At 65.9% G+C, this 23,485-nt stretch carries 20 protein-coding genes; 15 read left to right on the plus strand and 5 right to left on the minus strand.

Translation table 11 applies throughout. The features are described 5' to 3' along the window. Positions 1–9: 9 nt before the first annotated feature. Positions 10–2,940, plus strand: a complete 2,931-nt coding sequence (locus OEX18_09235) for a M1 family metallopeptidase (protein ID MDH4337439.1) — start codon at positions 10–12, stop codon at positions 2,938–2,940. On the opposite strand, the gene OEX18_09240 is transcribed toward OEX18_09235, so the two are convergent. Beyond that, complete coding sequence (locus OEX18_09240) at positions 2,937–4,037, minus strand: DegT/DnrJ/EryC1/StrS family aminotransferase (GenBank protein MDH4337440.1); 1,101 nt, start codon at positions 4,035–4,037, stop codon at positions 2,937–2,939. The genes OEX18_09235 and OEX18_09240 overlap by 4 nt on opposite strands. A gap of 229 nt (positions 4,038–4,266) precedes the next feature. Between OEX18_09240 and OEX18_09245 the strand changes: the two genes are divergently transcribed. Beyond that, positions 4,267–5,394: a glycosyltransferase family 39 protein gene (locus tag OEX18_09245; protein MDH4337441.1), complete on the plus strand. Its 1,128-nt coding sequence runs from the start codon at positions 4,267–4,269 to the stop codon at positions 5,392–5,394. On the opposite strand, the gene gpmI is transcribed toward OEX18_09245, so the two are convergent. Together gpmI and OEX18_09255 are read right to left on the minus strand one after the other, a co-directional pair. Then, positions 5,391–6,926 (minus strand): 2,3-bisphosphoglycerate-independent phosphoglycerate mutase, encoded by a 1,536-nt coding sequence (gpmI, locus tag OEX18_09250; protein MDH4337442.1) that lies wholly within the window; start codon positions 6,924–6,926, stop codon positions 5,391–5,393. The two genes, OEX18_09245 and gpmI, sit on opposite strands and share 4 nt — an antisense overlap. 2 nt (positions 6,927–6,928) lie before the next feature. Further along, complete coding sequence (locus OEX18_09255; protein ID MDH4337443.1) at positions 6,929–9,190, minus strand: alkaline phosphatase family protein; 2,262 nt, start codon at positions 9,188–9,190, stop codon at positions 6,929–6,931. Positions 9,191–9,336: 146 nt separating this feature from the next. Here OEX18_09255 and OEX18_09260 point away from each other — a divergent pair, with 146 nt between their 5' ends. Together OEX18_09260 and rfbD are read left to right on the plus strand one after the other, a co-directional pair. After that, complete coding sequence (locus OEX18_09260) at positions 9,337–10,215, plus strand: glycosyltransferase family 2 protein (GenBank protein ID MDH4337444.1); 879 nt, start codon at positions 9,337–9,339, stop codon at positions 10,213–10,215. Between the two features lie 21 nt (positions 10,216–10,236). Beyond that, the gene (gene rfbD, locus OEX18_09265; GenBank protein ID MDH4337445.1) at positions 10,237–11,100 is read left to right on the plus strand and encodes a dTDP-4-dehydrorhamnose reductase; all 864 of its coding nucleotides are present in this window, start codon (positions 10,237–10,239) and stop codon (positions 11,098–11,100) included. Between the two features lies 1 nt (position 11,101). Here rfbD and OEX18_09270 read toward each other — a convergent pair whose 3' ends face one another. Further along, positions 11,102–11,353, minus strand: a complete 252-nt coding sequence (locus OEX18_09270) for a hypothetical protein (protein MDH4337446.1) — start codon at positions 11,351–11,353, stop codon at positions 11,102–11,104. On the opposite strand from OEX18_09270, the gene OEX18_09275 reads away from it, so the two are divergent. From OEX18_09275 to atpC, 11 genes are all read left to right on the plus strand, one after another. Further along, the gene (locus OEX18_09275; protein ID MDH4337447.1) at positions 11,352–14,096 is read left to right on the plus strand and encodes a M1 family aminopeptidase; all 2,745 of its coding nucleotides are present in this window, start codon (positions 11,352–11,354) and stop codon (positions 14,094–14,096) included. The two genes, OEX18_09270 and OEX18_09275, sit on opposite strands and share 2 nt — an antisense overlap. A gap of 299 nt (positions 14,097–14,395) precedes the next feature. Beyond that, complete coding sequence (locus OEX18_09280) at positions 14,396–14,656, plus strand: AtpZ/AtpI family protein (GenBank protein MDH4337448.1); 261 nt, start codon at positions 14,396–14,398, stop codon at positions 14,654–14,656. Beyond that, positions 14,637–15,080 carry a hypothetical protein gene (locus OEX18_09285; GenBank protein ID MDH4337449.1) on the plus strand — a complete coding sequence of 148 codons (444 nt, stop codon included), beginning with the start codon at positions 14,637–14,639 and terminating at the stop codon, positions 15,078–15,080. The genes OEX18_09280 and OEX18_09285 overlap by 20 nt, the downstream gene beginning before the upstream one ends. Further along, positions 15,077–15,949: a F0F1 ATP synthase subunit A gene (gene atpB, locus OEX18_09290; GenBank protein ID MDH4337450.1), complete on the plus strand. Its 873-nt coding sequence runs from the start codon at positions 15,077–15,079 to the stop codon at positions 15,947–15,949. Before OEX18_09285 ends, atpB begins: the two co-directional genes overlap by 4 nt. 44 nt (positions 15,950–15,993) lie before the next feature. Next, entirely contained in the window at positions 15,994–16,227 is a 234-nt protein-coding gene (gene atpE / locus OEX18_09295) for an ATP synthase F0 subunit C (GenBank protein MDH4337451.1), read from the plus strand. Between the two features lie 65 nt (positions 16,228–16,292). Continuing rightward, entirely contained in the window at positions 16,293–16,787 is a 495-nt protein-coding gene (gene atpF / locus OEX18_09300; protein MDH4337452.1) for a F0F1 ATP synthase subunit B, read from the plus strand. 3 nt (positions 16,788–16,790) lie between these two features. Next, positions 16,791–17,339, plus strand: a complete 549-nt coding sequence (atpH, locus tag OEX18_09305) for an ATP synthase F1 subunit delta (GenBank protein MDH4337453.1) — start codon at positions 16,791–16,793, stop codon at positions 17,337–17,339. 34 nt (positions 17,340–17,373) lie between these two features. Continuing rightward, positions 17,374–18,900 carry a F0F1 ATP synthase subunit alpha gene (gene atpA / locus OEX18_09310; GenBank protein ID MDH4337454.1) on the plus strand — a complete coding sequence of 509 codons (1,527 nt, stop codon included), beginning with the start codon at positions 17,374–17,376 and terminating at the stop codon, positions 18,898–18,900. 9 nt (positions 18,901–18,909) lie between these two features. Next, positions 18,910–19,821 (plus strand): ATP synthase F1 subunit gamma, encoded by a 912-nt coding sequence (atpG, locus tag OEX18_09315; protein MDH4337455.1) that lies wholly within the window; start codon positions 18,910–18,912, stop codon positions 19,819–19,821. Positions 19,822–19,847: 26 nt separating this feature from the next. After that, the gene (atpD, locus tag OEX18_09320) at positions 19,848–21,269 is read left to right on the plus strand and encodes a F0F1 ATP synthase subunit beta (GenBank protein MDH4337456.1); all 1,422 of its coding nucleotides are present in this window, start codon (positions 19,848–19,850) and stop codon (positions 21,267–21,269) included. An 18-nt stretch (positions 21,270–21,287) separates the two neighbouring features. Beyond that, complete coding sequence (gene atpC, locus OEX18_09325; protein ID MDH4337457.1) at positions 21,288–21,563, plus strand: ATP synthase F1 subunit epsilon; 276 nt, start codon at positions 21,288–21,290, stop codon at positions 21,561–21,563. 88 nt (positions 21,564–21,651) lie between these two features. Here the strand turns inward: atpC and OEX18_09330 are convergent, their stop codons facing one another. Then, the gene (locus OEX18_09330) at positions 21,652–23,391 is read right to left on the minus strand and encodes an ATP-binding protein (GenBank protein MDH4337458.1); all 1,740 of its coding nucleotides are present in this window, start codon (positions 23,389–23,391) and stop codon (positions 21,652–21,654) included. Between the last annotated feature and the right edge of the window lie 94 nt (positions 23,392–23,485).

Genomic DNA, 23,485 nt, shown 5'->3' on the forward strand with positions numbered 1-23,485 from the left:
AGTGAACAGTTGCGACGCGTCGTCCTGTTTTGCCTCGCGGCGATCGCCGCTGTGAGCGCGGTGCCCGCCGCGGCGGCGGACTACTTTCAGCAGTTCGTCCACTATACCATCCGGGTTCAGCTCGACACGGAGCGCAAGTGGATTTCCGGCTCGGAGACGATTGTCTATGCGAACAACTCGCCGGACACGCTGCGCGAGTTCTACCTCCACCTCTATCCCAACGCGTTTCGCGACAAGAACGTCCCCTACCAGAAGGACGAGAATCGCAAGTACAACCTGACCCTGCGCGACGTCCCCGGGGACCACAAGGGATGGCTGGACCTGCGCGGGGTGCGCGTGGGTGCGGACTCGGTGACGGTGACGGTGGAGGGGACCCTCGCGCACATGGACCTCCCCCGCCCCCTCGCGCCCGGCGACTCGATGACCATTTCCTTCGATTTCGACGGCAAGGTGCGCAAGGGCGCGGACCGCTCCGGCTACAAGGGGGATCACTACGACTTCGCCCAGTGGTACCCCAAGGTGGTCGTGTACGATGAAAAGGGGTTCCACCCCGACCAGTTCATGACCGGCGAGTTCTACGGGGAGTTCGGCACCTTCGACGTGCACATCGAACTGCCGTCGCATTTCGTCGTGGTCGCAACCGGAACCGTGCAGAGCGGCGACCCGGGCTGGGACTACAACCCGCCGCACGAGAAGAACGCGCCCCGGCGCAAAGCGGACGGCGGCAGCAAGACCGTGCATTTCCACGCCCAGAGGGTGCACGACTTCGCCTGGTGCGCCGATCCCAGCTACGTCGTGCAGGACACCACGCTCGACGGCATCGAAATCCGCAGCGCCTACCGGCGCTCCAGCGCGAAGACCTGGGAGGATTCCACCCTGGCGCACGCGGTGCGCGCCATCAAGTGGTACGGCAGCAAGGTGGGCAGGTACCCCTACCCGCAGATCACGGTGGCGGAGATGCTGCGCGGCGGCGGCATGGAGTACCCGATGTTCGTCATGGACGGCCGCGCCAGCGAGGGTCTGGTGATGCACGAGATCGGCCACGTGTACTTCTACGGAATCCTCGCCAACGACGAGCGGGAGGAGGCGTGGCTGGACGAGGGCTTCGCGACCTTCATGACCGCGTGGTACAACACCGAGACCCACGGACCCTGGGGTGATACCAGCGAGTGGAACTTCTACCAGCGCATCACGCCCCAGTACAACATCTGGGAGAAGTACCGGCGCAACGTGTTCGACCTGGAGCGCCGCCACTACGGCGAGCGCGTCTCGTTCCGCGCCGAGGACTACATCCACTCATACCGCGCCAACGTGTACGACAAGGCCGCGCTCACCCTCAACACCATCAAGTTCGTGGCCGGGGACGAGAAGTTCGTGCAGATCCTGCACGATTACTTCGACAAATGGCAGTTCAAGCACGTCAACGAGGATCGTTTCCGCGAGGTGTGCGAGAACGTGACGCAGTGGGACCTGTCGCGCCAGTTCGAGCAGTGGCTGCACACCACCAAGACGGTCGACTACCAGCTGGAAAAGGTGGGCTCGCGGCCGGATTCGAGCGGCGTCGTCACCGAGGTCCTGGTGCGCCGCCTCGGCGAACTCTACTGCCCCATCCAGGTGGACTACACGCTCCCCGACGGCAGCGTGCGCTCGGAGCGTCTCGACGCGCGCGACCGCACCATGCGCAGCCGCATGAAGCTTCCCGCCGAGCCCGTGCGCGTCGAGATCAACCCGAACAACGAGATCATGGACCGCAACCTGTCGGACAACGTGCTGCCGCGGCGCAAGGACCTGCAGTTCGACTGGCCCAACAACGACTACTATCCCGAGGACGCCTATCAGATCCGGCACCGCCCCGCCATCTGGTACAACGACGTCGACGGCGCCAAGGTGGGCTATCACTTCTCGGGCAGCATGCACGGCTGGTCACGCCGCCTGCAGCTGGGCCTGTACTACGGCGCCATGTCGGACCGCCTCGACTTCTCGGCGTCGTTCGAGCAGCCCAAGTACTGGTTCAAGAGCAACTCGACCTTCCGGGTGGCGGGCTACAAGATGGAAGGCCGCCAGCAGGCCACCGTGGACTTCCGTTTCAACAGGCGCGCCAAACTGCTGGAGCCACCCACCCAGGAGTTCCTCATCGGGTACGGCTACCACGAGTTGCGCGCACCGCGCTACCTCGTGAGCCCCGAGATCTACGACACGTTGCAGGCCGACACCGGGCCGTACTTCGGCTACTCGGTGGACCCGCAGCTCGACGTGGCCGCCACACGCCTCGAAGGCGGGCTGCGGCTGGGACGCAGCTGGTTCGGCGGCGACTACAAGTACGAACGCCTCGAACTGGCGCTCACCACGCACTCGCGCCCGCAAGTGACGGGCGGCGTGGACACGCGCCTGCGTCTGTTCGCCGGCTTCGGGGGCGGCGGCATGCCCACCCAGAGAAGGTTCAACCTGGCGGGCGCGGGTCCGGTGGCGCAGGGAGAGAAGTTCTGGCTGCGTTCGCCGGGCGCGGTACCGCCGGACCTGAACTACCTGGAACCGGGGGATGGAAACCTGCGCGGTTACTTCGATGGAACCTTCGGTGTCAACAAGCTGGTGGCGTTCAACGGCGAACTCGGCACGCGCGTGAAACTGTTCGGTCTTGAGAAGAAGGCGGCAAAGCTGGTGGGAACGTTGTCGTGGTACGGTTTCTACGACGCGGGCTGGATTCTCGACACCAGCAACCCGATTTCATCGAGCGGGCGCGTGCAGTCCCTGGTGGACGGCGGCGTGCTGGATGCAACGCTGCAGGACGCGGGGGTGGGCATCCGCTCACACGTGGCGTGGCCGTTCTGGGATTTCACCTGGCGCCTCGACGTGCCCTTCTGGGTGAGCAACCCCGAGGTCAACGCCGAAACGGACACGGTCGACTTCCGCTACCTGTTCAGCCTGACTGCAACTTTCTAGGACGCCGACGCGATGACCGCCGCGGCCGCCTCGTCGACCATGGCGTCGGAGAGTTCCGCGTACATCGGCAGCGACACGATGCTCGCTACCACCTTCTCCGCCACCGGGAACGCGCCCTGCTTCAGACCCAGATACGCATACGCGGGTTGCAGGTGCAGGGGAATGGGGTAGTGGATTCCCGCACCGATTCCCTTCTCCTTGAGCTGCGCGAGCGTGCGCTCGCGATCCGGAACCCGCACCACGTACAAATGGTAGACGTGCCGCCGCCCCGCGGTTGCGCTGATGGGGACCACCGCCGAGCCGGCGAAGGCCCGGTCGTAACGCGCGGCGCGCGAGCGGCGCGCCTCCGTCCATGCCTCCAGGTGGCGCAGCTTCACGTCCAGCACCGCCGCCTGCATGGCGTCGAGCCGGTAGTTCCATCCTTCGTAGAGATGATGGTACTTCTCGCGGCTACCGTGGTCGGCGAGCGCGCGCATCAACGACGCCGCGTCGGCATCGTCGGTGGCGACGAGCCCGCCGTCTCCGTACGCACCCAGGTTCTTCCCCGGGTAGAAACTGAACGCGGTGGTATCGCCCAGCGTCTTGCCGCGGTCGCCGCCGATGTCGGCGCCGTGCGACTGCGCCGCATCCGCCACCACGCGCAACTTCCTGCGCGCGGCGATGTCGCGCACCGCATCCATATCCGCCGGCTGCCCGTAGAGGTGCACCGGGACGATGGCACGCGTGCGCGGCGTGATGGCCGCTTCGATCCTGGCGGGATCTATCAACTGGGTCGCCTCGTCCACATCCACCAGCACCGGCCGCGCACCCGCGTGGGTGATGGCCTCGGTGGTGGCAATGAACGTGTTGCAGGCGGTGATGACCTCATCGCCCGGCTTCACGCCGGCGCCGAGCAGTGCCAGGTGCAGGGCCGATGTTCCGCTGCAACTGCCAACACCGTGCTCGGCGCCGCTGTAGCGGGCGAAATTGCGCTCGAAACCTCGAACGGCTTCGCCGCCAATGAAGTGACAGCTCTCAACCACGCCCGCTATGGCGGCGTCGATTTCGGGCTTGATGGAGGCGTACTGCGCCTTGAGGTCGAGGAACGGGATGGCCATGTCGATCCTACCTGGAGCTTTCCTGATTAATGAAAGATGGGCACGACGGGCGTTACCACGCGGGAAACACCGCACGATATGCGGCTCGGGAATGCATCGATCGTACCATATTCGCGCGTGCACCGGCAACTCCGTCGGCTTCCCCTCCTGCGGCGCTCGTTGACACCCGGCGGAACCGGCCCGTACACTGCCGCCATCCCCGCGAGAAACGGGGCCGAGGTGCAGCCACTTGACCCCTGACCGCAGAACACTGCTTGCCCTGTTCTCCTTCGCCTTCGGCGTCCGCATCCTGTATGCGGCCCTGATGGGAGGCGATGCGAGCGTCATCCCCTTGCACGAGACCTACGCCTATCTGGTGGCCGCGCGCATGGTGCCGGACTGGAACTGGGTCACCACGCCGTTTTCTCCCGCCGCGCCCGGCTACCTGATGGCGCTGGCCGCGGCGTTCAAGCTGGCGGGGGTGTCGTGGTGGACGGCGGTGCTGCTCAATACCGTTCTCGGCGCGGGAACAGCCCTGTTCCTGTACCGCATCGGCGAGCAGCGGCTGGGGCGCCTGGTGGGGCTCGCCTCGGCGCTCTGGCTGGGTGGCAGCATCAGCCAGATCCACTACGCCGGCCTGGCGGTGCGCGACGTGATGACCACCTTCATGGTGGTGTGGTTCACCTATTCCCTGGTGAAGGTGTTCTCCCGCATGCGCGCTGCGGTGTGGTCGGGTTTCCTCTACCTTCTGCTGGTTTACACCGAACCGATGTTCGTCCTGATGCTGCCGGTGATCGTCCTGTTCCTGGCGCTGCGCGCGACCCACCACCGGGCCCTCAATCTCCAGTATATGTTCCTCTTCCTGGCCACCGTGTTCGTGCTGGCGGTTCCATGGACGATTCGCAATTACGTGGTCTACCGGGATTTCGTTCCCGTCAGCCTGGAGGCGTCGCGCTATACCTCCCCGGCCCGGCTGCAGGACAGGGCCAGCGCCGCTCCCGAGGGCGCACCCGGTTTCGTGCACAACACCGTCGAGTACTGGCGCTTCGCCCGCTTCCGCGAAGCGCCGGGCAATGCGGCCATCGGTCTGCGCCCGGAACCGGCCTGGTCACTGCGCCACAACCTGGCCACCATCGTCAGCTTCGGCCTGCTGCTGCCATTCTTCGCGGCCGGCGTCGCTTTCGCGTGGCGCAAGCGGCAACGCGCGCCCGTGGTGCTGGCCGGCATCGTCGCGTGTCACGCCATCCTGCGCGGTTTCCTGGGCGGGAGCAACGAGGCACGACTGCCCATGGAGCCGCTGATCATCCTGCTCGCCTTCTACGGACTGCGTGAGTTGCTGGAGGCGCGGCGCAGCGCCGGAGACGACGCGAGCGCCTAGGGCGCTGCCCGCAGGTCGCGGCCACTCATGGCCGCCGGGACCGGAACACCCAGATAGTCCAGAATGGTGGGCGCGATATCGCGCAACGATCCGTCGGAGATGAGCGCGCCGCGGTAGGACGGATCCACCAGGATGCAGGGAACGGGGTTGGTGGTGTGCGCGGTATGCGGGCCACCGGTCTTCGGATCCAGCATCAGTTCCGCGTTACCGTGATCGGCGATGACGATGGCCACGTAACGCTTCAGATCCAGCTCGCCCATCACCCGCCCCACGCACGCATCCACCGTCTCGCACGCCGTGATCGCCGCGGACAGCACGCCGGTGTGCCCCACCATGTCGGGGTTGGCGAAGTTGCACACCAGGTAGTCGTGCCGGTCGGCCCGCAGTTCGGCGATGAGCGCATCGCACACCTCGTTGGCGCTCATCTCCGGTTGAAGGTCGTAGGTGGCAACCTTCGCCGATGGAATCAGAATCCGGGTTTCCCCGCCGAACTCGTGCTCCTCGCCCCCGTTGAAAAAGTAGGTCACGTGCGCATACTTCTCCGTTTCGGCGATGCGCAACGTCTTCATTCCGGCGGCGGCAGCGGTATCGGCGAGGATGTCGGTGCGGGACTCGGGCGGAAAAGCCACCGGGAGGTCGAAACCATCCTCGTAGTAGCGCGCCATGCACACGTATCCAACCTTCGGCTTCTTATCGCGCTGGAAGCCGTCGAAGGATTCATCGGTGAAGGCGTGCGTGATCTGCCGCGCGCGGTCGGCGCGAAAATTGAAAAACACCAGCACGTCCCCGTCGGCCACCACACCCGGCGTCCCGCCGGGGGGCACGATGGCCACCGGCTCCACGAACTCGTCGGTGACACCCGCGGCGTAGGAGCGCTTCACCGCATCAACCGCGTCGGTCGCCCGCTCCCCCTTGCCCAGCGTGTACAGGTCGTACGCCTTGCGTGTCCGCTCCCAACGCTTGTCACGGTCCATCGCGTAGTAGCGTCCGATGATCGTCGCGATGCGCGCGTTGCCGAGCGCGGCGGTCTTCTCCTCCAGGAGTTTGAGATAACCCTCGCCGCCATGGGGCGAGGTGTCGCGGCCATCGAGAATGGCATGCACCATGACATTGCCCACGCCCCGCTCCTTCGCCATGTCGAGCAGCGCGTCCAGGTGTCGCTGGTGGCTATGCACGCCCCCGTCGGAAACGAGTCCCACCAAGTGCAACGTGCCACCCTGGCGAAGCGCGTCCATCGCCTCGCGCAGCGCCGGTATCTTCTGGAATGACCCGTCCGCAATCGACCGATCGATGCGCACGATGTCCTGGTACACGATCCGCCCGGCGCCGATGTTGAGGTGGCCGACCTCGCTGTTTCCCATCTGCCCCTCGGGCAGCCCCACCCAGGGACCCGACGCCTCGATGAGCGTGTGCGAATACTTCTCCCACAACGCGTCCACGTTGGGGGTGTTCGCCAGCCGCACAGCGTTGTTCTCGCTTTGTTCGCGCCAACCCCACCCGTCCAGGATCAGGAGCAGTACCTTCCTGCGCACCGTCATTGAGATCCCCTCACCGCGGCCAGTTTCTCCAGGTTCACAAGAGCGGTCTGGTTTCCGGGGTCCAGCCGCAACGCCTCGCGGAACTGTTCCTCCGCCTCGTCGAAGCGGCGCTGCATCGCGTACACCGACCCCAGCGTCACCCGTCCGTTGGCGTAGCCCGGCTCGGTCTTGACCGCCGCCTCGGCAAAGCGCGTTCCCTCTTCGATGTGTCCGGTTTCGATGTACATCACCGCAAGATTGTTCATGGCGTAGAAGTCGTCCGGCTTGAGTGCGATGCACTTGCGCAACGCCTCCTCCGCCTCCGGGTACATCTTGAGCTTGCCGTAGCACACGGCAATGTTGTTGTACGCGCTGTAGAAATTGGGGCGCATGCGGATGGCTTCCTTGTACGCCTCCACCGCCTTCTGATACTCGCCGCGCTGCTGGTAGCGCTGCCCCAGGTTGTTCTGCGCGTCCGCGTTGTCGGGCGTCAGATACCCGAGCGCTTCCAACTTCTTCATGGTTTCTTCGGTGGCGGCGGCGTCTGCGGTTCCGGCCTGGCTTTCGCGCTCCCGGTTCAGGGTGGCAACGACCTCCGGGCTGAAGCCCGCCACCACCTCCGGCTCGAACGCGTCGGTCAGCGGCTGGCCGGGCATGTCGCTCGCGCGCGGCAGCCCCGCCAGCGCGAGTACGGTGGGCGCGATGTCCATGATGGTCGCACCCTCCAGGACGTGCCCCTGCTTCACCCCCGCACCATAGAAACCCACGATCCCGTCCAGGCGGTGCCACTTGGCCGCGTTCCCGGCCCAGATTTCGGGCCGATTGCGCAGGCGCGACTCGTCGGCCTTGAATCCGTGGTCCGAGATCACCATCAGCACGGTATTGTCGTCCATCGCCGCCATCAACTCGCCCAGAATACGGTCCTGCAGCACGTACGCCTCTTCGACCGCGCGATGGTAGCGCTGGTACTCGTCGGCGGGAATGTCCGGCATGCGCGGCGGCGCGTGCAGCATGAACAGGTGACTCATTGCGTCCACCCATTCGAAGTAGACGGCGAGAACGTCAGGTGCGTTCGTCTCCATCGCGTGCAGCGCGATGTTGCGGAAGCTCATCGTCGACGCGTAGAGATGAATGAGATTGTTGACCGGATCTTTGGGGTCGAAGGCGCCACGGTGTCGCTTGATCTCCGCGGGGGTGAGGGCGACGAACTGTGCAATCTCCGGATCGGGCACCGCATCACCGTGCACCACCAGGCGCGACAACTCGTCGTCGCGTGACGACGGATAGACGCTGGTGGCGGCGGCACGCGCGGTATCGGTGGGCGCGTACGCGAGGTAGCCGAACTTGTCGGTGACCATCAGACCGTTGACGGTTTCGGCGGGATCCGTCGCCAGCCAGCCGATGACGGCAACGCTGCGGCCGAAGTCGCCGAGAACGTTCCAGAACGCATCCACGCGGCGGTACAGCCGGCTGATGGGAACGCGCGCACCGCTCTCGGGATCCACCACGGTGAAATTCAGAATCCCGTGGTCCTCCGGGTAGCGGCCCGTGGCCATGGTGGTCCACAGCAGCGGGGACAGCATGGGCTCTTCGCTGCGCAGCGGCCCGGAAGTCCCCTCGCGCACCAGGCGGGCGAAGTTGGGCAGCCGCCCCGCGTCCATCAGCGGCCGCAGATTCAGCCAGTCGCCTCCGTCCACGCCCACGATGATCAACCGGCGCGGCGCCGGGCCGTGAACGCCCGCTGCCGCGGCCTCAAGGGAACGGTCCCCCCAGCGCAGCAGTGTGGCGCCCTTCAGCGCGATGCCCAGGGGCTGGAGTTCGTCACGGATGCGCGCCGTCACACCGGCTGCGAATGCGTCGGCATCGTTGGACGTGGGCGTCGACGCCGCCTCGATCTCCCCCGCCGCAACCACAAGACGTTCGATGCCTCCCTCGAAGTCCGCGGAAAACCGTTCGTAGAGCGGGCGGGCCGAACCGGGCGGGATGTCGAGGTCGATGCGAAAGGCAACCGCCACCGAACGGCTGTCCTGAAAGATGACCGGGAAGGATGCGCCGTCCGCTTCCCCGGAAGGAACGCGATAGCTGCGCGCACCCAGCGGATATCGCACCAGGTGCTTTCCGGGTCCCACGAAGTGCCACCCCGGACCCACCACCTCGAACGCTCCGCCGGGCGACTCGCGCACCGCCTCGAAACCGCCCGGCACGCGCCGCAGGCCGAACGCGGCGGCGAGCACGAGGATGGCCGCGATGGCGGCGATGATCAATCGGGTTGGTTTCATTGGTTGATGCTCAAGGAACGGCGGGCACGAAACCCCGGCGAGACGCGCGTCGCGGAACCTGTTTCAAGGGTACGGCCGCGCGGCGAAGCCCGTCAAGCGGCCACGATTCGATGGTACACCAGCGCGCCACTCTCTATAATGCGTCCATGCCTCCCGAAACCACGCCGGCCATCGCCGTCATCGTCCTCACCTGGAACGGCCGTGACCTCACGCTCGACTGCCTCGACTCACTCGCGAAGGTCACCACACCCGGCGTGAGCGTGCTGGTGGTCGACAACGCCTCCAGCGACGGCACCGTGGAGGCGGTCCGCGAGAGATTCGGTGCGCGCGTCACCGTCCTCTCCAACCCCGCCAACCTGGGCTACGCGGCCGGCAACAACGCCGGCATCCGGCGTGCGCTCGACGACGGCGCCACGCATATCGTCCTTTTGAACAACGACACCCTGGTGGATCCCGCCTTCATCGCCGAGCTCGCCGGCGGCCTCGACGGCACGCCCGGCGGTGGGATCGCGGGCCCCAAGATCTACTATTCAACACCGCCGGACCGGATCTGGTTCGCCGGTGGAGAGGTGTCGATGTGGCGGGGCACGGCGCGGCACATCGGCATCCGGGAGACCGATCGCGGCCAGTACGACACACCGCGGCCGGTGGGCTACGTGAGCGGCTGCGCCCTGATGGCGCGGCGCGAGGTCTTCGAGCGGGTCGGCATGCTCGACCCGTCGTACCGGGCGTATTTCGAGGACACCGACTTCTGCGTCCGGGCCTCCCGGGCCGGGTTCGGGATCCGCTACGTCCCCACCGCGAAGGTCTGGCACCGCATTTCGGCCAGCACCGGCGGACAACTGTCGCGGCGCAAGGCCACGCGCAAGCTCGCGAGCGCGCGGCGCTTCTTCTGCCGCTATGCGCGCCCCTGGCACTGGCTCACCATTCCTTTATTTTTCACCCTCGATGTGATAAGAATAGGCGTCCTGATCCTGGCGGGCCGCATTCGAGATGGCGGCCCACCCCCGCAGTCCACACCCTGAGCCTCGGGCGGTCCTTCCAGCATGAAGATTGCGATCTTCGGTGTCAGCGGTCAGCTCGGCCGTGACGTCGCCGGCGCGCTTTCCGCACACCAGGTGGAAGGCGTCGACCACGCGCGCGCCGACATCCGCGACGAAGACAACGTGCGCCGCGTGGTGGAAGCGCTGCGGCCCGACTGGGCCATCAACTGCGCGGCCATGACCCACGTGGACGGCTGCGAACGCGACCCGCTGGCGGCGTTCGAAAACAACGCCCTCGGCGCCCGCGTCCTCGCGCGCGCGTGCGCGGCGAACAACGCGCGCCTGCTGCAGATCAGCACCGACTACGTGTTCGACGGCTGCAAGGGCAGCGCGTACGTGGAGACCGACCTGCCCCGCCCCCTCAACGCCTACGGGATATCCAAGCTTGCCGGGGAACACTTTGCGCGTTACGAGTGCCCCCGGACGGTGGTGGTGCGGACCAGCGGGCTCTACGGCGTCCACGTGTGCCGCGGCAAGGGGAGCAATTTCGTGGAGACGATGCTGGCGCGGGCGGGCGGCGAAGACGCGATGCGTGTGGTGGCGGACGAACGCCTCACCCCCACCTACACCGCCGATCTCGCGGCACAGATTCGCGGCATGATCGAGGCCGCCGTGGCGCCCGGCGTCTACCACGCCACCAACGCGGGCGACTGCTCGTGGCACGAGTTCACCGTCGAACTGTTGCGGCTTGCCGGCGTCACCGCGCAGGTCCAGCCGATCCGCGCCGCGGACTGGAAATCGCCCGCCCGGCGGCCGGCCAACTCCGTCCTCGAGAATCGCGCGTTGCAGGCGCTGGATCTGGACGTCATGCCCGAATGGCGGGACGCCCTGTCGCGCTACGTGACCGTGCGCGCGACCGCGGCATGACTCAGAACAAGAGATGCAGGAGCATCGCGGCGAAGCCGACCGACAATCCGACGGCCACGAACCCGATCAGCACGGCCACGCCGACGGCAATGGCCGGCACGACCAGTACGGCGGCAAATACACCCTTGAGCAACGCGAAACCGAGCTTCAGCGGAAGCAGCACGATGGCCAGAACGGCATGGAGCACAAACGCCCCCAGCAGGATCGAACCCACCAGGAGACCCATGAGAATGAATGCCGAGAATTCGATCATGACCTCCCTCCCGGGCCGGCGTGACCGGCGCCGTTACGGACCGCTCTACACCGGCACGGCCCGCGCATTCAATGAGGGCCCGGCGCGGCTCCGGGCGGCGCTGCCGCGCGCGGCGGCGGCGGTGGCGGGCATGTTGACGGCGGCGGCGGCCGTTGCGGCCATGGCGGGCGGCAAGCCGGCCTCGCTCGCGCCCGATCCGCTCCAGTACGTGTCCCCCAGCCGCGCCTTCCGCACCCTGCACACGGCGCTCGATCTCGATATCGACCTGGAAGGACAGCGCATCGCCGGCAGCGTCACCCACACCCTCCAGTCTCTTAGACCGCTCGTGGCGGAGATTGGTTTCAACTGTGTCGAACTTACCGTGGATTCGGTCACCGTGGACGGCCACCGCGCCGCGTTCGACTATCCGGTCTCGGCGGGCCAGAACACCTCGTGGATCAGCGGCGCGGCGGAGGCGGTGGCGGACGACCAGCTCGTGGTGAAGCTGCCGCAGGCCCTCGCCCGCGGCGAGGAGGCGCAGGTGCGCGTGTACTACCGGGGCGCCCCCAAAATCGGCCTGTACTGGATCCCCACCGAGAAGGGCATCCCCGAGAAGCGCTGGGAGGTGTGGTCGCAGGGCGAGGGCGAGGACAACCGCTACTGGATCCCGTGCTTCGACTACCCCAACGACCGCGCCACCTTCGAGGGGCGCTTCCGGGTGCCACACGGATACACCGCCATCTCCAACGGCGCCCTGGTCGAGAAGAAAGACGTGGGAGACAAGACCGAGTTCTACTGGAAGCTCGAGCAGTCGCAGGTGAGCTACCTCATCATGCTCGCGGTGGCGAAGTACCGCGTGTACGAACAGAAGTGGAACGACGTGGACGTGTGGTACGTGGTTCCGCCCGACGCGGACGACGCCACCATCCTGCGCGGCTACGGCCTCACCGGCGACATGATGGAGTACTTCTCGAAGGAGATCGGCATCGACTACCCGTACACCAAGTACGCGCAGGTGGTGGTGCAGAACTTCATCTACGGCGGCATGGAGAACACCACCGCCACCACCATGAACATGCGCACGCTGTACGACGAGCGCGAAGGCCTCACGCGCACCGAGCGCTCCCTGGTGGCGCACGAGCTCGCCCACCAGTGGTACGGCGACCTGCTCACCTGCCGCGAGTGGAGCCAGATGTGGCTCAACGAGGGCTTCGCCACCTACTACGCCTATCTCTACGAGGAACACCACGCCGGCGATGACGCCTTCCGCTACAAGATGCTGGAGGCGCAGCGCAAGGTGGTGGTGAGCGACGACGCCGACCCGCGGCCCATGGTGGTGGACTTCTACAACCGCCGCGACGCGCGCAACAACACCAACGTCTACAACCGCGGCGCCAGTGTGCTGCACATGCTGCGCTTCCTCTTGGGCGACGAGATGTACCGCGCCACCATCCACGAATACACCCGGCGTCACGCCCACTCGGTGGTGGAGACGCAGGACCTCATGCGGGCGGTGCGCGACGTGACTGGCGAGAACCTCGACTGGTTCTTCGAGCAGTGGGTGTTCCTGGCCGGCTACCCGAAGTTCCGCGTCAGCAAGGACTGGGACCGCGAAACCGGTGTCCTGCACATGCGCGTGGAGCAGACCCAGGTGGCGGAGGGACTGGTGCCGGTGTTCCGCGTGCCGCTGGACGTGGAGATTGCGTGGGAGGGCGGCACGCGCACGCAGCGCATCGTGGCGGAACGAGCGTCGCAGGACTACTACTTCTCCGTCCCCGCCGAACCGAAGATGGTGGTCTTCGACAAGGGCGGGTGGATTCCCAAGACGCTGGACTTCCCACGCCGGTTGGAAGAGCTGCTGTACACGCTCGAGCAAGGCGACTTTGCCGCGCGCGTGGATGCGGCACTGGCTCTGGGCAGCATGGGCGCCGACGCGCGCACCGCCCCGGTATTGCGCGCGGTGCTGCAATCCGACCAGTACTGGGGCCTGCGCCGCGAAGCAGCGCTGGCGCTGGGCGCGGCGGGAACGCCGGCTGCGCGCGACGTGCTCGTCGAAGGCCTCGGGCTGGATGACGCGCGGGTAAGGCTGGCCTGCGCCGAGGCGCTGGGCGGTTTCCACCGCGACGCGGTGGCCGCGGCCGCGCTGGAAAAGGCCATCAACAACGACCGCGCGTACGGCGTACGCGTGCAGGCCGTCAGCAGCCTCGTGAAGACGGGCGACGACCGCGCGTCAATGGTGTGTGTTGCGGCACTCAAGCAGGAGTCGGACCGCAGCTCCGTGCGCGCCGTCGCCATCGAGGGACTGGCCGCGCTCAAGGACCCCGCGGCGATGGACCGCGTTCGTCCGTACTGCACGCCGGGCAACCGGCGCGACCAGCGCCACCCGGCCATCAAGGCGTACGCATCCCTCGCCCGCGAGCTGACGAAGGAATCCGACCGGCGGCGCGCGGCCGAGTTCCTCGCGCCGTTCCTGGACGACTGGTACCTGCGCACCCGCGAGGCGGTGATCGACGCCTTGATCACCATTGGCGATCCGGGCTCGGTGGGCACCCTGGAGCGGGTGGCGACCGGCGATCCGCTTGCCGCCGTGCGCGACCGGGCCCGCAAAGGCGCCGAGCGCATCCGGGCCGAACACGCCACCCGTTCCGGTAAGACCACCACCGCCGCGGAGCTCGAGGAGTTGAAGCGCCGCGTGGCCACCCTGGAGGACGACCTGCGCGAGGCCCGCAAGGCCCTGGCGGGAAGCGACGGCCCGGACGAGTGACCCAAGGGTTGTGGCCACGAAATTGGGTCTCCGGCATGGTAAGACGCTTTTATGAATAAAGTTACGGGGCTGGCCGTGAACCGGCGCGGCACGTCGGGCCAAGCTGGTGCCCCAGGGGGAGATGGCCCCGCGCCGGGGACATTCTCCCGGCCACGACCTTTGGATTTGACATTGCTAAACCTTTCACATAGTCTCTTAACGGTTGCTGACGGGAGCACCTGTCCGGTAGAGTCGGGCGTCTTGAGGAATGGGCCCAACGGCTCCGCCGGCGCATCGGAGATTATCTCCTGGTCCGGCTCATGAAGCCGGAGAAGGAACGGTACAACTGGGCACGTCAGGCGGGGTTGCTGTCGACGATCCCGTTTCTGATGGCGGTGCCCCCGATCGCCGGTCTTCTGATCGGCCGCTATCTCGATAAGAAGTTCAACCTACAACCCCTATTCACCATCGTCCTGCTGCTGCTGGGGTTCGCCGCGGGTGTGCGTGAAGTTGCACTCGTAATCAAGAAGGCGAATGCCCCCTCCGATGGAGACGACAAGCGTGATCGAAGCACGAAATAGCGTAGCGACCGCCGCCTGGTCGGCCGTCGATGCGGACCTGCTCAGTCGCGTGCGCAAGACCTCGCTCGTGCTGGGCATCGTCGTCGGTATTCCGCTCACCTTTTACTTTGGATTGATGGCGGGCGCGGCGTGGTTGGCGGGTATGGTATGGTCGCTGATCAATCTGGCGCTCATTGCAGCGGTCGTGAAGCGCGTGCTGGCCGATGAACGCGACAAGACGGCCATCGTCATCGCGCTGGCCATCAAGTTTCCCGTTCTATACGCCGCCGGACTGGCCTTGCTGGCGGTGCTGCACCTGCCGGCCGCATGGCTGGTGGCCGGCTTCACCTGGCCGCTGTTCGTCGCCGTCATGAAGGCCGCGGGACGCGCCTACCTCGGTCTCGACGAGACACGCGGACCCCGTAGACAAGGATTGGAATCGTGAGTCTGACCCATCTGATCGAGCGAATCGCGGGCAACGGGATGCTGCGCCTCGTCACCGAGGTCGCCGAAGACGTCGCGCACGGCGAGGCCCACGACATGGCCCACGAGGAAGCCGCCCACGAGCTGCCCAACTGGATCACGCTGATCCTGGAGTTCGTCCACAACCCCGCCGTGAAGGGCTTCCTGCACGAGTGGGAGGGCATGATCTTCTCGTTCGCCATCGCCGGCCTGCTCATCGTGGTGGCGCGGCTGGCCTCGCGCAACCCGCAGATGATTCCGGGGCGCCTGCAGAACGTGGTGGAGATGGTGGTGGAGGGATTGTCGAACTTCATCATCGGCATCCTCGGTCCGCGTGGGAGGCAGTTCGTTCCCTTCCTGGGCACGCTGTTCGTCTACATCCTGGCCATGAACCTCTCCGGTGTGCTGCCCCTGGGCAAGTCGCCCACCGCGAGCCCCAACACCACCGTGGCGCTGGCGCTGTGCGTGTTCCTGTATTCGAACTGGATCGGGCTTCGGAGCAACGGCCCCGTCGGCTATCTCAAGCACCTGGCGGGTTCGCCCAAGAGCCCGGTGGAGTGGGCCTTCGTGCCCATCATGTTGCCGATTCACATTCTCGGCGAGATCGCACGTCCGGTAAGCCTGTCGCTGCGACTCTTCGGCAACGTATCCGGCGAAGACGTGCTGCTGTTTGCTTTCTGCAGCCTCGGCGTCACCGCGCTGTCGTTCGCCAATTCGCCCATCGGCATTCCGTTCCAGGTACCGTTCATCCTGCTGGCATTCTTGACGAGTTTCATTCAGGCGCTGGTGTTCACACTATTGAGCACCATCTATATCCTGCTGTGGCTGCCCCACGAAGACGAGGGGCACTAGTTCCTGTTTCCCAAACCCAAACGTAACCTGAGGAGGTTATTGAAATGGACGCATCAACCGCTCTGGGCTTTGCCCTCCCCATCGGCCTGGGCCTGGCCGCCATCGGCTCGGGCATCGGCTTCAGCCGCGCCATCGGCTCGGCCATGGAGGCCATCGGCCGCCAGCCGGAGGCTTCCGGCAAGATTCAGACCGCGATGATCATCGGCGCCGGGCTCATCGAAGCGCTCACGATCTACGCGTTCGTCACCGTGTTCCTGCTCATGGGCAAGATCCAGTAACCGGGGTTCTTTCCCCTGTCAGACGGCCGTGTGGCGCGTGACGGCGCGTGGCCGAGGAGTGTGAGATGGAACTTCAGTGGAAAGCATTACTGACCCAGGTCGTTGGCTTCCTCATCGTCCTGTGGCTGTTGCGCAAGTACGCGTGGGACAAGCTGCTCGCGTTCATCGAGAAACGCCGCGAGACCATCGCGGCGGAGTTCGAGAGCATCGAGCGCACCAGGGCCGACGCGGATGCGCTGCGCCGCAAGTACGATGAAGAGCTGGCGGGCATCGAGGCCACCCGGCGCGCGCGCATCCAGGAGGCGGCGCACGAGGCCAGCGGCATCGCGGGCAAAATCCGCGACGAGGCCCGCCAGGAAGCCGTCGACATGCGCGTCAAGGCCACCCAGGACATCGGCATGGAAATGGACAAGGCCAACGCGACCTTCCGGGACCAGATGGTCGACGCCGTGCTCACCGCCACCGAGAAGCTGATCCGCCAGCGGCTCGACGACGCGCAGCACCGGCGCCTGATCAACGAGTACCTGGACGAAGTGGCCAACCGGCCGGCGGGACGATAGACGATGGTCCTTTCCGGAGTCGGCAAACGCTACGCGGTGGCGCTGTTCAATGCGGCCAGGGCGGAGGACGTGCTGGACCAGGTCTACGGCGACGCGGTCAGCTTTGCGAGGGTGCTCAAGGCGGAGCGTTCGTTCAAGCGCTTCCTGGAGTCTCTGCAGGCCACGTCGGACGAGAAGAAGGACCTCGTGGTCAAGGTCATCGGCGACCGCGCGTCCGGCCTCTTCGTCAAGTTCGTGCTGCTCCTGATCGACAAGAAGCGCATGGCGAACTACGCGGAGATCGAGAAGGCGTTCGAGGCGTTGTACGACGAGGAGCGCGGCATCGTGGAGGTGGCGCTGGTGACCGCCGTTCCGCTGGACCTCGAACTGGAGCGCAAGGCCAAGGCCACCATCGAGAAGCGCACGGGCAAGACGGCCAAGATTGTCAAGCGCGTGGACCCCGGCGTGATCGGCGGCGTGATCATGATTGCGGGCGACCAGATCATCGACGGCAGCATCCGCAACCATCTCGCGGAGATGCGGCAGGAGCTGCTCGCGTTGCGGGTACGTTAGAGACACATCGAATAGAATACCGAGGAGTGAGAGCATGGCGTTTCGACCCGAAGAAGTAAGTTCCATCATCCAGGCGGAACTGCAGAAGTCCGACGTGAAACTCGAAATGGAGTCGGTCGGTACCGTCCTCCAGGTGGGCGACGGCATCGCCCGCGTGTGGGGACTCGAAGACGCCATGTCGGGCGAGTTGCTCGAGTTCCCCGGCGGGGTGGCCGGCATGGTGCTGAACCTCGAGACCGACAACGTGGGTGCGGTGCTGTTCGGCGACGACGCCGGCATCAAGGAGGGCGACACCGTCAAGCGCACCGGCAAGGTGGCGCAGGTCCCGGTGGGCAAGGCCCTGCTGGGACGCGTGGTCAACTCGCTGGGCCAGCCCATTGACGGCAAGGGCCCCATCGTCACCGACACCTTCAACCCGGTCGAGGCCGTGGTGCCCAACGTGGTGCAGCGCCAGCCGGTGAAGGAGCCGCTGCAGACCGGCCTTAAGGCGGTCGACTCCATGATCCCCATCGGCCGCGGACAGCGCGAATTGATCATCGGCGACCGCCAGACCGGCAAGACGGCGCTGTGCATCGACACCATCATCAACCAGAAGACCAGCGGTGTCATCTGCATCTACGTCGCCATCGGGCAGAAGGAATCCACCGTGGCGCAGCTGGTGCGCCGGCTCGAGAAGCACGGTGCGATGGAGTACACCACCATCGTGAGCGCGTCGGCCAGCGATCCGGCGCCGCTCCAGTTCCTGGCCCCCTACGCCGGCGCCGCCATGGGCGAGTTCTTCCGCGACAGCGGCGGCCACGCGGTGTGCTTCTACGACGATCTTTCCAAGCACGCGCAGTCGTACCGCCAGATGTCGCTCTTGCTGCGCCGTCCGCCGGGCCGCGAAGCCTACCCCGGTGACGTCTTCTACCTGCACTCGCGGCTCTTGGAGCGCGCCGCCAAGCTGTCCGAGCCGCTGGGCGGCGGGTCGCTCACCGCACTGCCCATCATCGAGACGCAGCTGGGCGACGTGACGGCGTACATCCCGACCAACGTGATCTCCATCACCGACGGGCAGATCTTTCTGGAGGGCGACCTGTTCTACGCCGGCGTGCGGCCCGCCATCAACGTGGGTATCTCGGTGTCGCGCGTGGGCTCCAACGCCCAGACCAAGATGATGAAGCAGGTGGCGGGACGGCTGCGTCTCGCGCTGGCGCAGTACCGCGATCTGGCCAACTTTGCGCGCTTCGGCTCCGACCTCGACAAGTCCACGCTCGCTCAGCTCACGCGCGGCGAGAAGATGGTCGAGATCCTCAAGCAGGACGAGGACGAGCCGCTGCCGACCGAGCGCCAGGTGCTGCTGATCTTCTGCGCCAACGAGGGTCTGCTGGACGACCTGCCGACCGACAGCCTCAAGCGCTACGAGAAGGAGTTCTACGCCTTCATGGACGGGAAGTATCCGGACGTGGTGCGCAAGCTGCGCGAGAAGAAGGCATTCGACAAGGAGCTGGAAGCCGAGGCGCGCAAGGCGTGCGGCGAGTTCAAGGCGGACTTTGCCCGTGGCCTGGCGGCCGCGAAGTAGCGCAATCCAATGGCGACACTACTCGATCTCAAACAGCGCATCCGGTCTGTCGAGAACATCGGCAAGATCACGCGCGCCATGCAGCTGGTGGCGGCCGCCAAGCTCAACCGGGCGCAGTCGCGCGCGCACGGGGTTCGTCCCTACACCGACGAGCTCGACCGGGTGCTGGGCGGACTGGCCGGCGGCGGCATGGAAGAATCCGAGGACGTCTCGGTGGAGTTCACCTACGCCGACGAAAGACCGCCGGTGCGGACCACGCTGGGGCGTCTGTTCTCGCAGCACGAGGTAAAGAAGCCGGGCATCGTGCTGGTGACCGGCGACCGCGGGCTGTGCGGCGCGTTCAACACCAACCTGATCCGCGCAGCACAGCAGTTCATGAACGAGAATTCGGACAAGGACTGCAAGCTCATCACCATCGGCAAGAAGGGGCAGGCGTTCTACCGCCGCCGCTCCACACCGGTCGTGTTCAGCAGGACGGGTATCAGCGACAAGCTGGAGCTGGCCGAGGTCAAGGAGATCACCGGCAAGCTGATCGAACTGTACGCGAACGACGAGGTGGACGCGCTCTACTTCATCTTTGCCAAGTCCATCCGCGCCGCGCTGTACAAGATTACGGTGCAGAAGTTCCTGAGCATCCCGCCGGTGGCAGGCGCGGGCGCGGACGACAACTACATCATCGAGCCCGGGCGAGACGAGCTGTTCGCGGATCTGCTGCCGCTCTACGCCACCTCGCTGGTGTTCTCGGCGCTGGCGGATTCGTTCGCCTCCGAGTACGGCGCGCGCATGGCGGCCATGCAGCAGGCCACCAAGAACGCGGAAGAGAAACTGGGAGACCTGGTCATCGAGAGAAACCGGCTCCGCCAGGCCACGATCACGCGCGAACTCGCGGAGATCGTGGGCGGCGCCGAAGCCCTCAAGTAGCACCCTGAACGGGAGAGGAAGACAGAATGGAATCGAACGCGAAATCGAACGCAAACGTCGGCAAGATCGTGCAGGTCATCGGACCCACCGTCGACGTTGAGTTCCCCTCCGGCCACCTGCCGTCCATCTACAACGCCATCAGCATTGTGGACAAGGCACGCAACATCGACCTGGTGTGCGAGGTCTCCCTGCACGTGGGCGACAACGTGGTTCGCGCCATCGCCATGAAGTCCACCGACGGGCTGGTGCGCGGCATGAAAGTCGTGGACCAGGGCGGACCCATCAGCGTTCCGGTGGGATCGCAGTCGCTGGGGCGCATTTTCAATATTCTGGGCGAGCCCATCGACGGCAAGGGCCCACTGCCGGAGCCGGACAAGCGCCTCCCCATCCACCGTCCCGCGCCCTCGCTGGAAGACCAGGCCACCGAGATTCAGCAGCTGGAGACGGGCATCAAGGTGGTCGACCTGCTGGCGCCGTACGCCAAGGGCGGCAAAATTGGATTGTTCGGCGGCGCCGGCGTGGGCAAGACGGTGCTCATCCAGGAGCTCATCCGTAACATCGCCACCGAGCACGGCGGCTACTCCGTGTTCGCGGGCGTGGGCGAGCGCACGCGCGAGGGCAACGACCTGTGGCTCGAAATGAACGAGTCCGGCGTGGTCAACAAGACCTCGCTGATCTTCGGACAGATGAACGAGCCGCCCGGCGCGCGTCTGCGCGTGGGCTTGACCGGCGTCACTGTGGCGGAGTACTTCCGCGACGCCGAGAACCAGGACGTGCTGTTGTTCATCGACAACATCTTCCGTTTCGTGCAGGCGGGCTCGGAAGTATCCGCCCTGCTCGGCCGCATGCCGAGTGCGGTGGGCTACCAGCCCACGCTGGGCACCGAGATGGGCGGCCTGCAGGAGCGCATCTGCTCCACCAAGAAGGGGTCGATCACGTCGGTGCAGGCCATCTACGTGCCGGCCGACGACATCACCGACCCGGCGCCGGCCACCACCTTCTCGCACCTCGACGCCACCACCGTGCTCTCGCGACAGATCGCCGAGCTCGGCATCTACCCCGCGGTGGATCCGCTGGCGTCGACCTCGCGCATTCTCTCCCCCTCGGTGGTGGGTGAGGAGCACTTCAAGGTGGCGCGCCAGGTGCAGGAGATTCTGCAGCGCAACAAGGAGCTGCAGGACATCATCGCCATCCTGGGCATGGACGAACTGTCCGAAGATGACAAGCAGGTGGTCAACCGCGCGCGCAAGATTCAGCGCTTCCTCTCGCAGCCGTTCTTCGTGGCCGAGGTGTTCACCGGTTCACCGGGCAAGTACGTGAAGATCGCGGACACCATCCGCGGCTTCAGGGAGATCATCGAGGGTGTGCACGACGACATCCCCGAGCAGGCGTTCTACATGGCCGGCTCCATCGACGACGTGATCGAGCGCGCCAAGGCGATGGCGTAGGCGGAGAGGAACCGACGTATGGTCACGCAACCCAAGTTCAGCTTCAAGGTGCTCACCCCCAACCGCAAGGCGTTCGACGGCGACGTCGTGTCGATCGTCGCCCCGGGCGGTGCGGGCTACCTGGGCGTGCTCGCCAACCACGCGCCGCTCATTACAACGGTGCAGACCGGCGAGCTCACCGTGAAGCTCCCCGACAACCGCGTGAGCCACTACACGGTGGGACGCGGCTTGTTGAAAGTTGCCAACAACCAGGTGGTCCTCTTGACGGAATCGGTGGAGGAAACGAAGGGGTAGGCGTACTCGCGTCCGTTGGTATGAATGAAGAGGGCCGGCTCTGGCGAGTCGGCCCTTTCTTTTGGTTGGGACGTAGTGTTGAACGGTCTTACGCGCCGTCGATGATGTCGTGCGTCTCCGGCATGGGGGTGGTGCCCATGGTGGCGCTGCCTTCTTCGTGGCTGCGCAGGAAGTCGGTGGTGCCCACCGGCACCATGAACGCGAACACGCTGCCCGCGCCCGACTTGCTCTCCACCCATATCTTGCCGCCGTGCAGCTCCACGATGTGCTTGGCGATGGCCAGCCCGATGCCCAGCCCGCCCCGGCGCCGCGTGGACGAACCATCGAGTTGCCGGAAGGTATCGAAGATACGCGGCATCTTCTCCTCGGGGATCCCCTGCCCGGTGTCGGCCACCCGCACCACCACGCCCTCGTCGGTGCGCTCGGTGACGAGGGTCACGTGTCCGCCCGCCTCGGTGAACTTGATGGCGTTCTGCGCCAGGCACATCACCACCTGGCCGATGCGGCGGTTGTCGATGTACACCACCGGCACGTCGTAGCCGGGCTGGAAGGTGACCTGGATGCCCTTCTCCTCGGCGGTAGCGAGGATCTTGGGCCACAGCGAGCGCACCACGTCGTGGATGTGCGACAGGGTGAAGCTCAGCATGGTGCCGGTGACTTCGAGCTTGGAGAGATCCAGCAGGTCGTTGATGAGGCGCAGCAGGTTGCCGCCGTTGTCTGCGATCACGTCCAGGAAGTGGCGGCGGTCGGCGTCGCCCACGATGCCGTCGCGCAGCGCCTCGGTGTAGGCGATGATCACCGAGAGCGGCGTGCGCAGCTCGTGGCTGATGTTGGCCAGGAACTCGGTCTTCATCTCGTCCACTTCGCGCAGCTTCTGGTTGGCGTCCTGCAGGTTGCGGTTCTGCAGGATGATCTGCTGCTCCAGCATCTTGCGCTGGGTGATGTCGTGCACCAGCGCCTGGATGAAGGTGTCCTTCTTGATCTGAATCAGGCTCGCGCTGATGTCCACGTAGAGCACGTTGCCGTCGCGGCTCACCAGGCGGCGGTCGGTGAACAAGCGCGACTTCTGGCTCATGATGTTGATGAAATCGCGCCGCGCCTGGAACTGGTCCTCGGTGGGAAACAGGTCGAAGAACGACTTGCGCAGCAGGTCCGCCTCGGGCAGCCCCAGCACCTCGCAGCACTGGCGGTTCACCTCCACCAGGCGGCCGGTGTTGCGGTCGATGAGCATGATGATGTCGCTGGCGTTGCGCTGCAGGGTGCGGTAGCGCTCGCCGAGATCCTTGGCGTCGCGCAGGAGCAGCGCGTGCTCGATGGCGCCGCTGGCGATGTTGCCGCAGTTGACCATCTTCTCCAGGTCGGTGTCGCTGAAGGCGTTGGCGGTGTACGAGCCCGCGTTGAGCGTCCCGATGACGTTGCCGTGCGCGATCAGCGGCACCACCATGTCGCAGCGCAGGTTCTCCTCCTGCACCACTTCCGTGAAGCGGCCGTCCGAGGCGACGTCACGCCGCAGGAGCGCCCGCTTGTTCATCGCCACCCAGCCGATGATGGTGGTCTCGTCCAGCGGCACCGGCCGGCCCTCGCCGATGCGCTCGCCCCCGACGTCCTCCTTATAGATGTGCTGCAGCGACAGGTGCCGCCCGCCGCTCTCCATCAGGGCGATGCTGGAGCGGTCGAAATCGACCAGCAGGGAGAGCTCGCGCGTGATGGCGGCGAGGATGTCGTCCAGTTCCGTGTGCTGGAGGATGGTGCTGGCAATGCGCACCATGGCCAGCAGTTCCGCGTTGAGGCGGCTGGTGGACGATGGTTTCTTTGTGCGGTCGCTCATGGTGCGCAACGCCGGGGGATACCGGTCCGTACCCGGATGCGGCGCATGCCGCCCGGGAAGGACCGGGTTTCCGGTCGTTCCCGGATGTGCACGA

The organism is Candidatus Krumholzibacteriia bacterium, from assembly GCA_029865265.1.
Classification (GTDB): Bacteria; Krumholzibacteriota; Krumholzibacteriia; order WVZY01; family JAKEHA01; genus JAKEHA01.

What these genes read in the sequence shown, in the direction of transcription:
- OEX18_09280 (MDH4337448.1), top strand. Translation starts at nt 14,396, where the DNA reads ATGAAGCCGGAGAAGGAACGGTACAACTGGGCACGTCAGGCGGGGTTG.
- atpH (MDH4337453.1), top strand. Translation starts at nt 16,791, where the DNA reads ATGGTCCTTTCCGGAGTCGGCAAACGCTACGCGGTGGCGCTGTTCAAT.
- rfbD (MDH4337445.1), top strand. Translation starts at nt 10,237, where the DNA reads ATGAAGATTGCGATCTTCGGTGTCAGCGGTCAGCTCGGCCGTGACGTC.
- OEX18_09240 (MDH4337440.1), bottom strand. Translation starts at nt 4,037, where the DNA reads ATGGCCATCCCGTTCCTCGACCTCAAGGCGCAGTACGCCTCCATCAAG.
- atpG (MDH4337455.1), top strand. Translation starts at nt 18,910, where the DNA reads ATGGCGACACTACTCGATCTCAAACAGCGCATCCGGTCTGTCGAGAAC.
- atpD (MDH4337456.1), top strand. Translation starts at nt 19,848, where the DNA reads ATGGAATCGAACGCGAAATCGAACGCAAACGTCGGCAAGATCGTGCAG.
- atpE (MDH4337451.1), top strand. Translation starts at nt 15,994, where the DNA reads ATGGACGCATCAACCGCTCTGGGCTTTGCCCTCCCCATCGGCCTGGGC.
- OEX18_09330 (MDH4337458.1), bottom strand. Translation starts at nt 23,391, where the DNA reads ATGAGCGACCGCACAAAGAAACCATCGTCCACCAGCCGCCTCAACGCG.
- OEX18_09260 (MDH4337444.1), top strand. Translation starts at nt 9,337, where the DNA reads ATGCCTCCCGAAACCACGCCGGCCATCGCCGTCATCGTCCTCACCTGG.
- atpA (MDH4337454.1), top strand. Translation starts at nt 17,374, where the DNA reads ATGGCGTTTCGACCCGAAGAAGTAAGTTCCATCATCCAGGCGGAACTG.
- OEX18_09275 (MDH4337447.1), top strand. Translation starts at nt 11,352, where the DNA reads ATGACCTCCCTCCCGGGCCGGCGTGACCGGCGCCGTTACGGACCGCTC.
- OEX18_09270 (MDH4337446.1), bottom strand. Translation starts at nt 11,353, where the DNA reads ATGATCGAATTCTCGGCATTCATTCTCATGGGTCTCCTGGTGGGTTCG.
- OEX18_09255 (MDH4337443.1), bottom strand. Translation starts at nt 9,190, where the DNA reads ATGAAACCAACCCGATTGATCATCGCCGCCATCGCGGCCATCCTCGTG.
- atpC (MDH4337457.1), top strand. Translation starts at nt 21,288, where the DNA reads ATGGTCACGCAACCCAAGTTCAGCTTCAAGGTGCTCACCCCCAACCGC.
- atpF (MDH4337452.1), top strand. Translation starts at nt 16,293, where the DNA reads ATGGAACTTCAGTGGAAAGCATTACTGACCCAGGTCGTTGGCTTCCTC.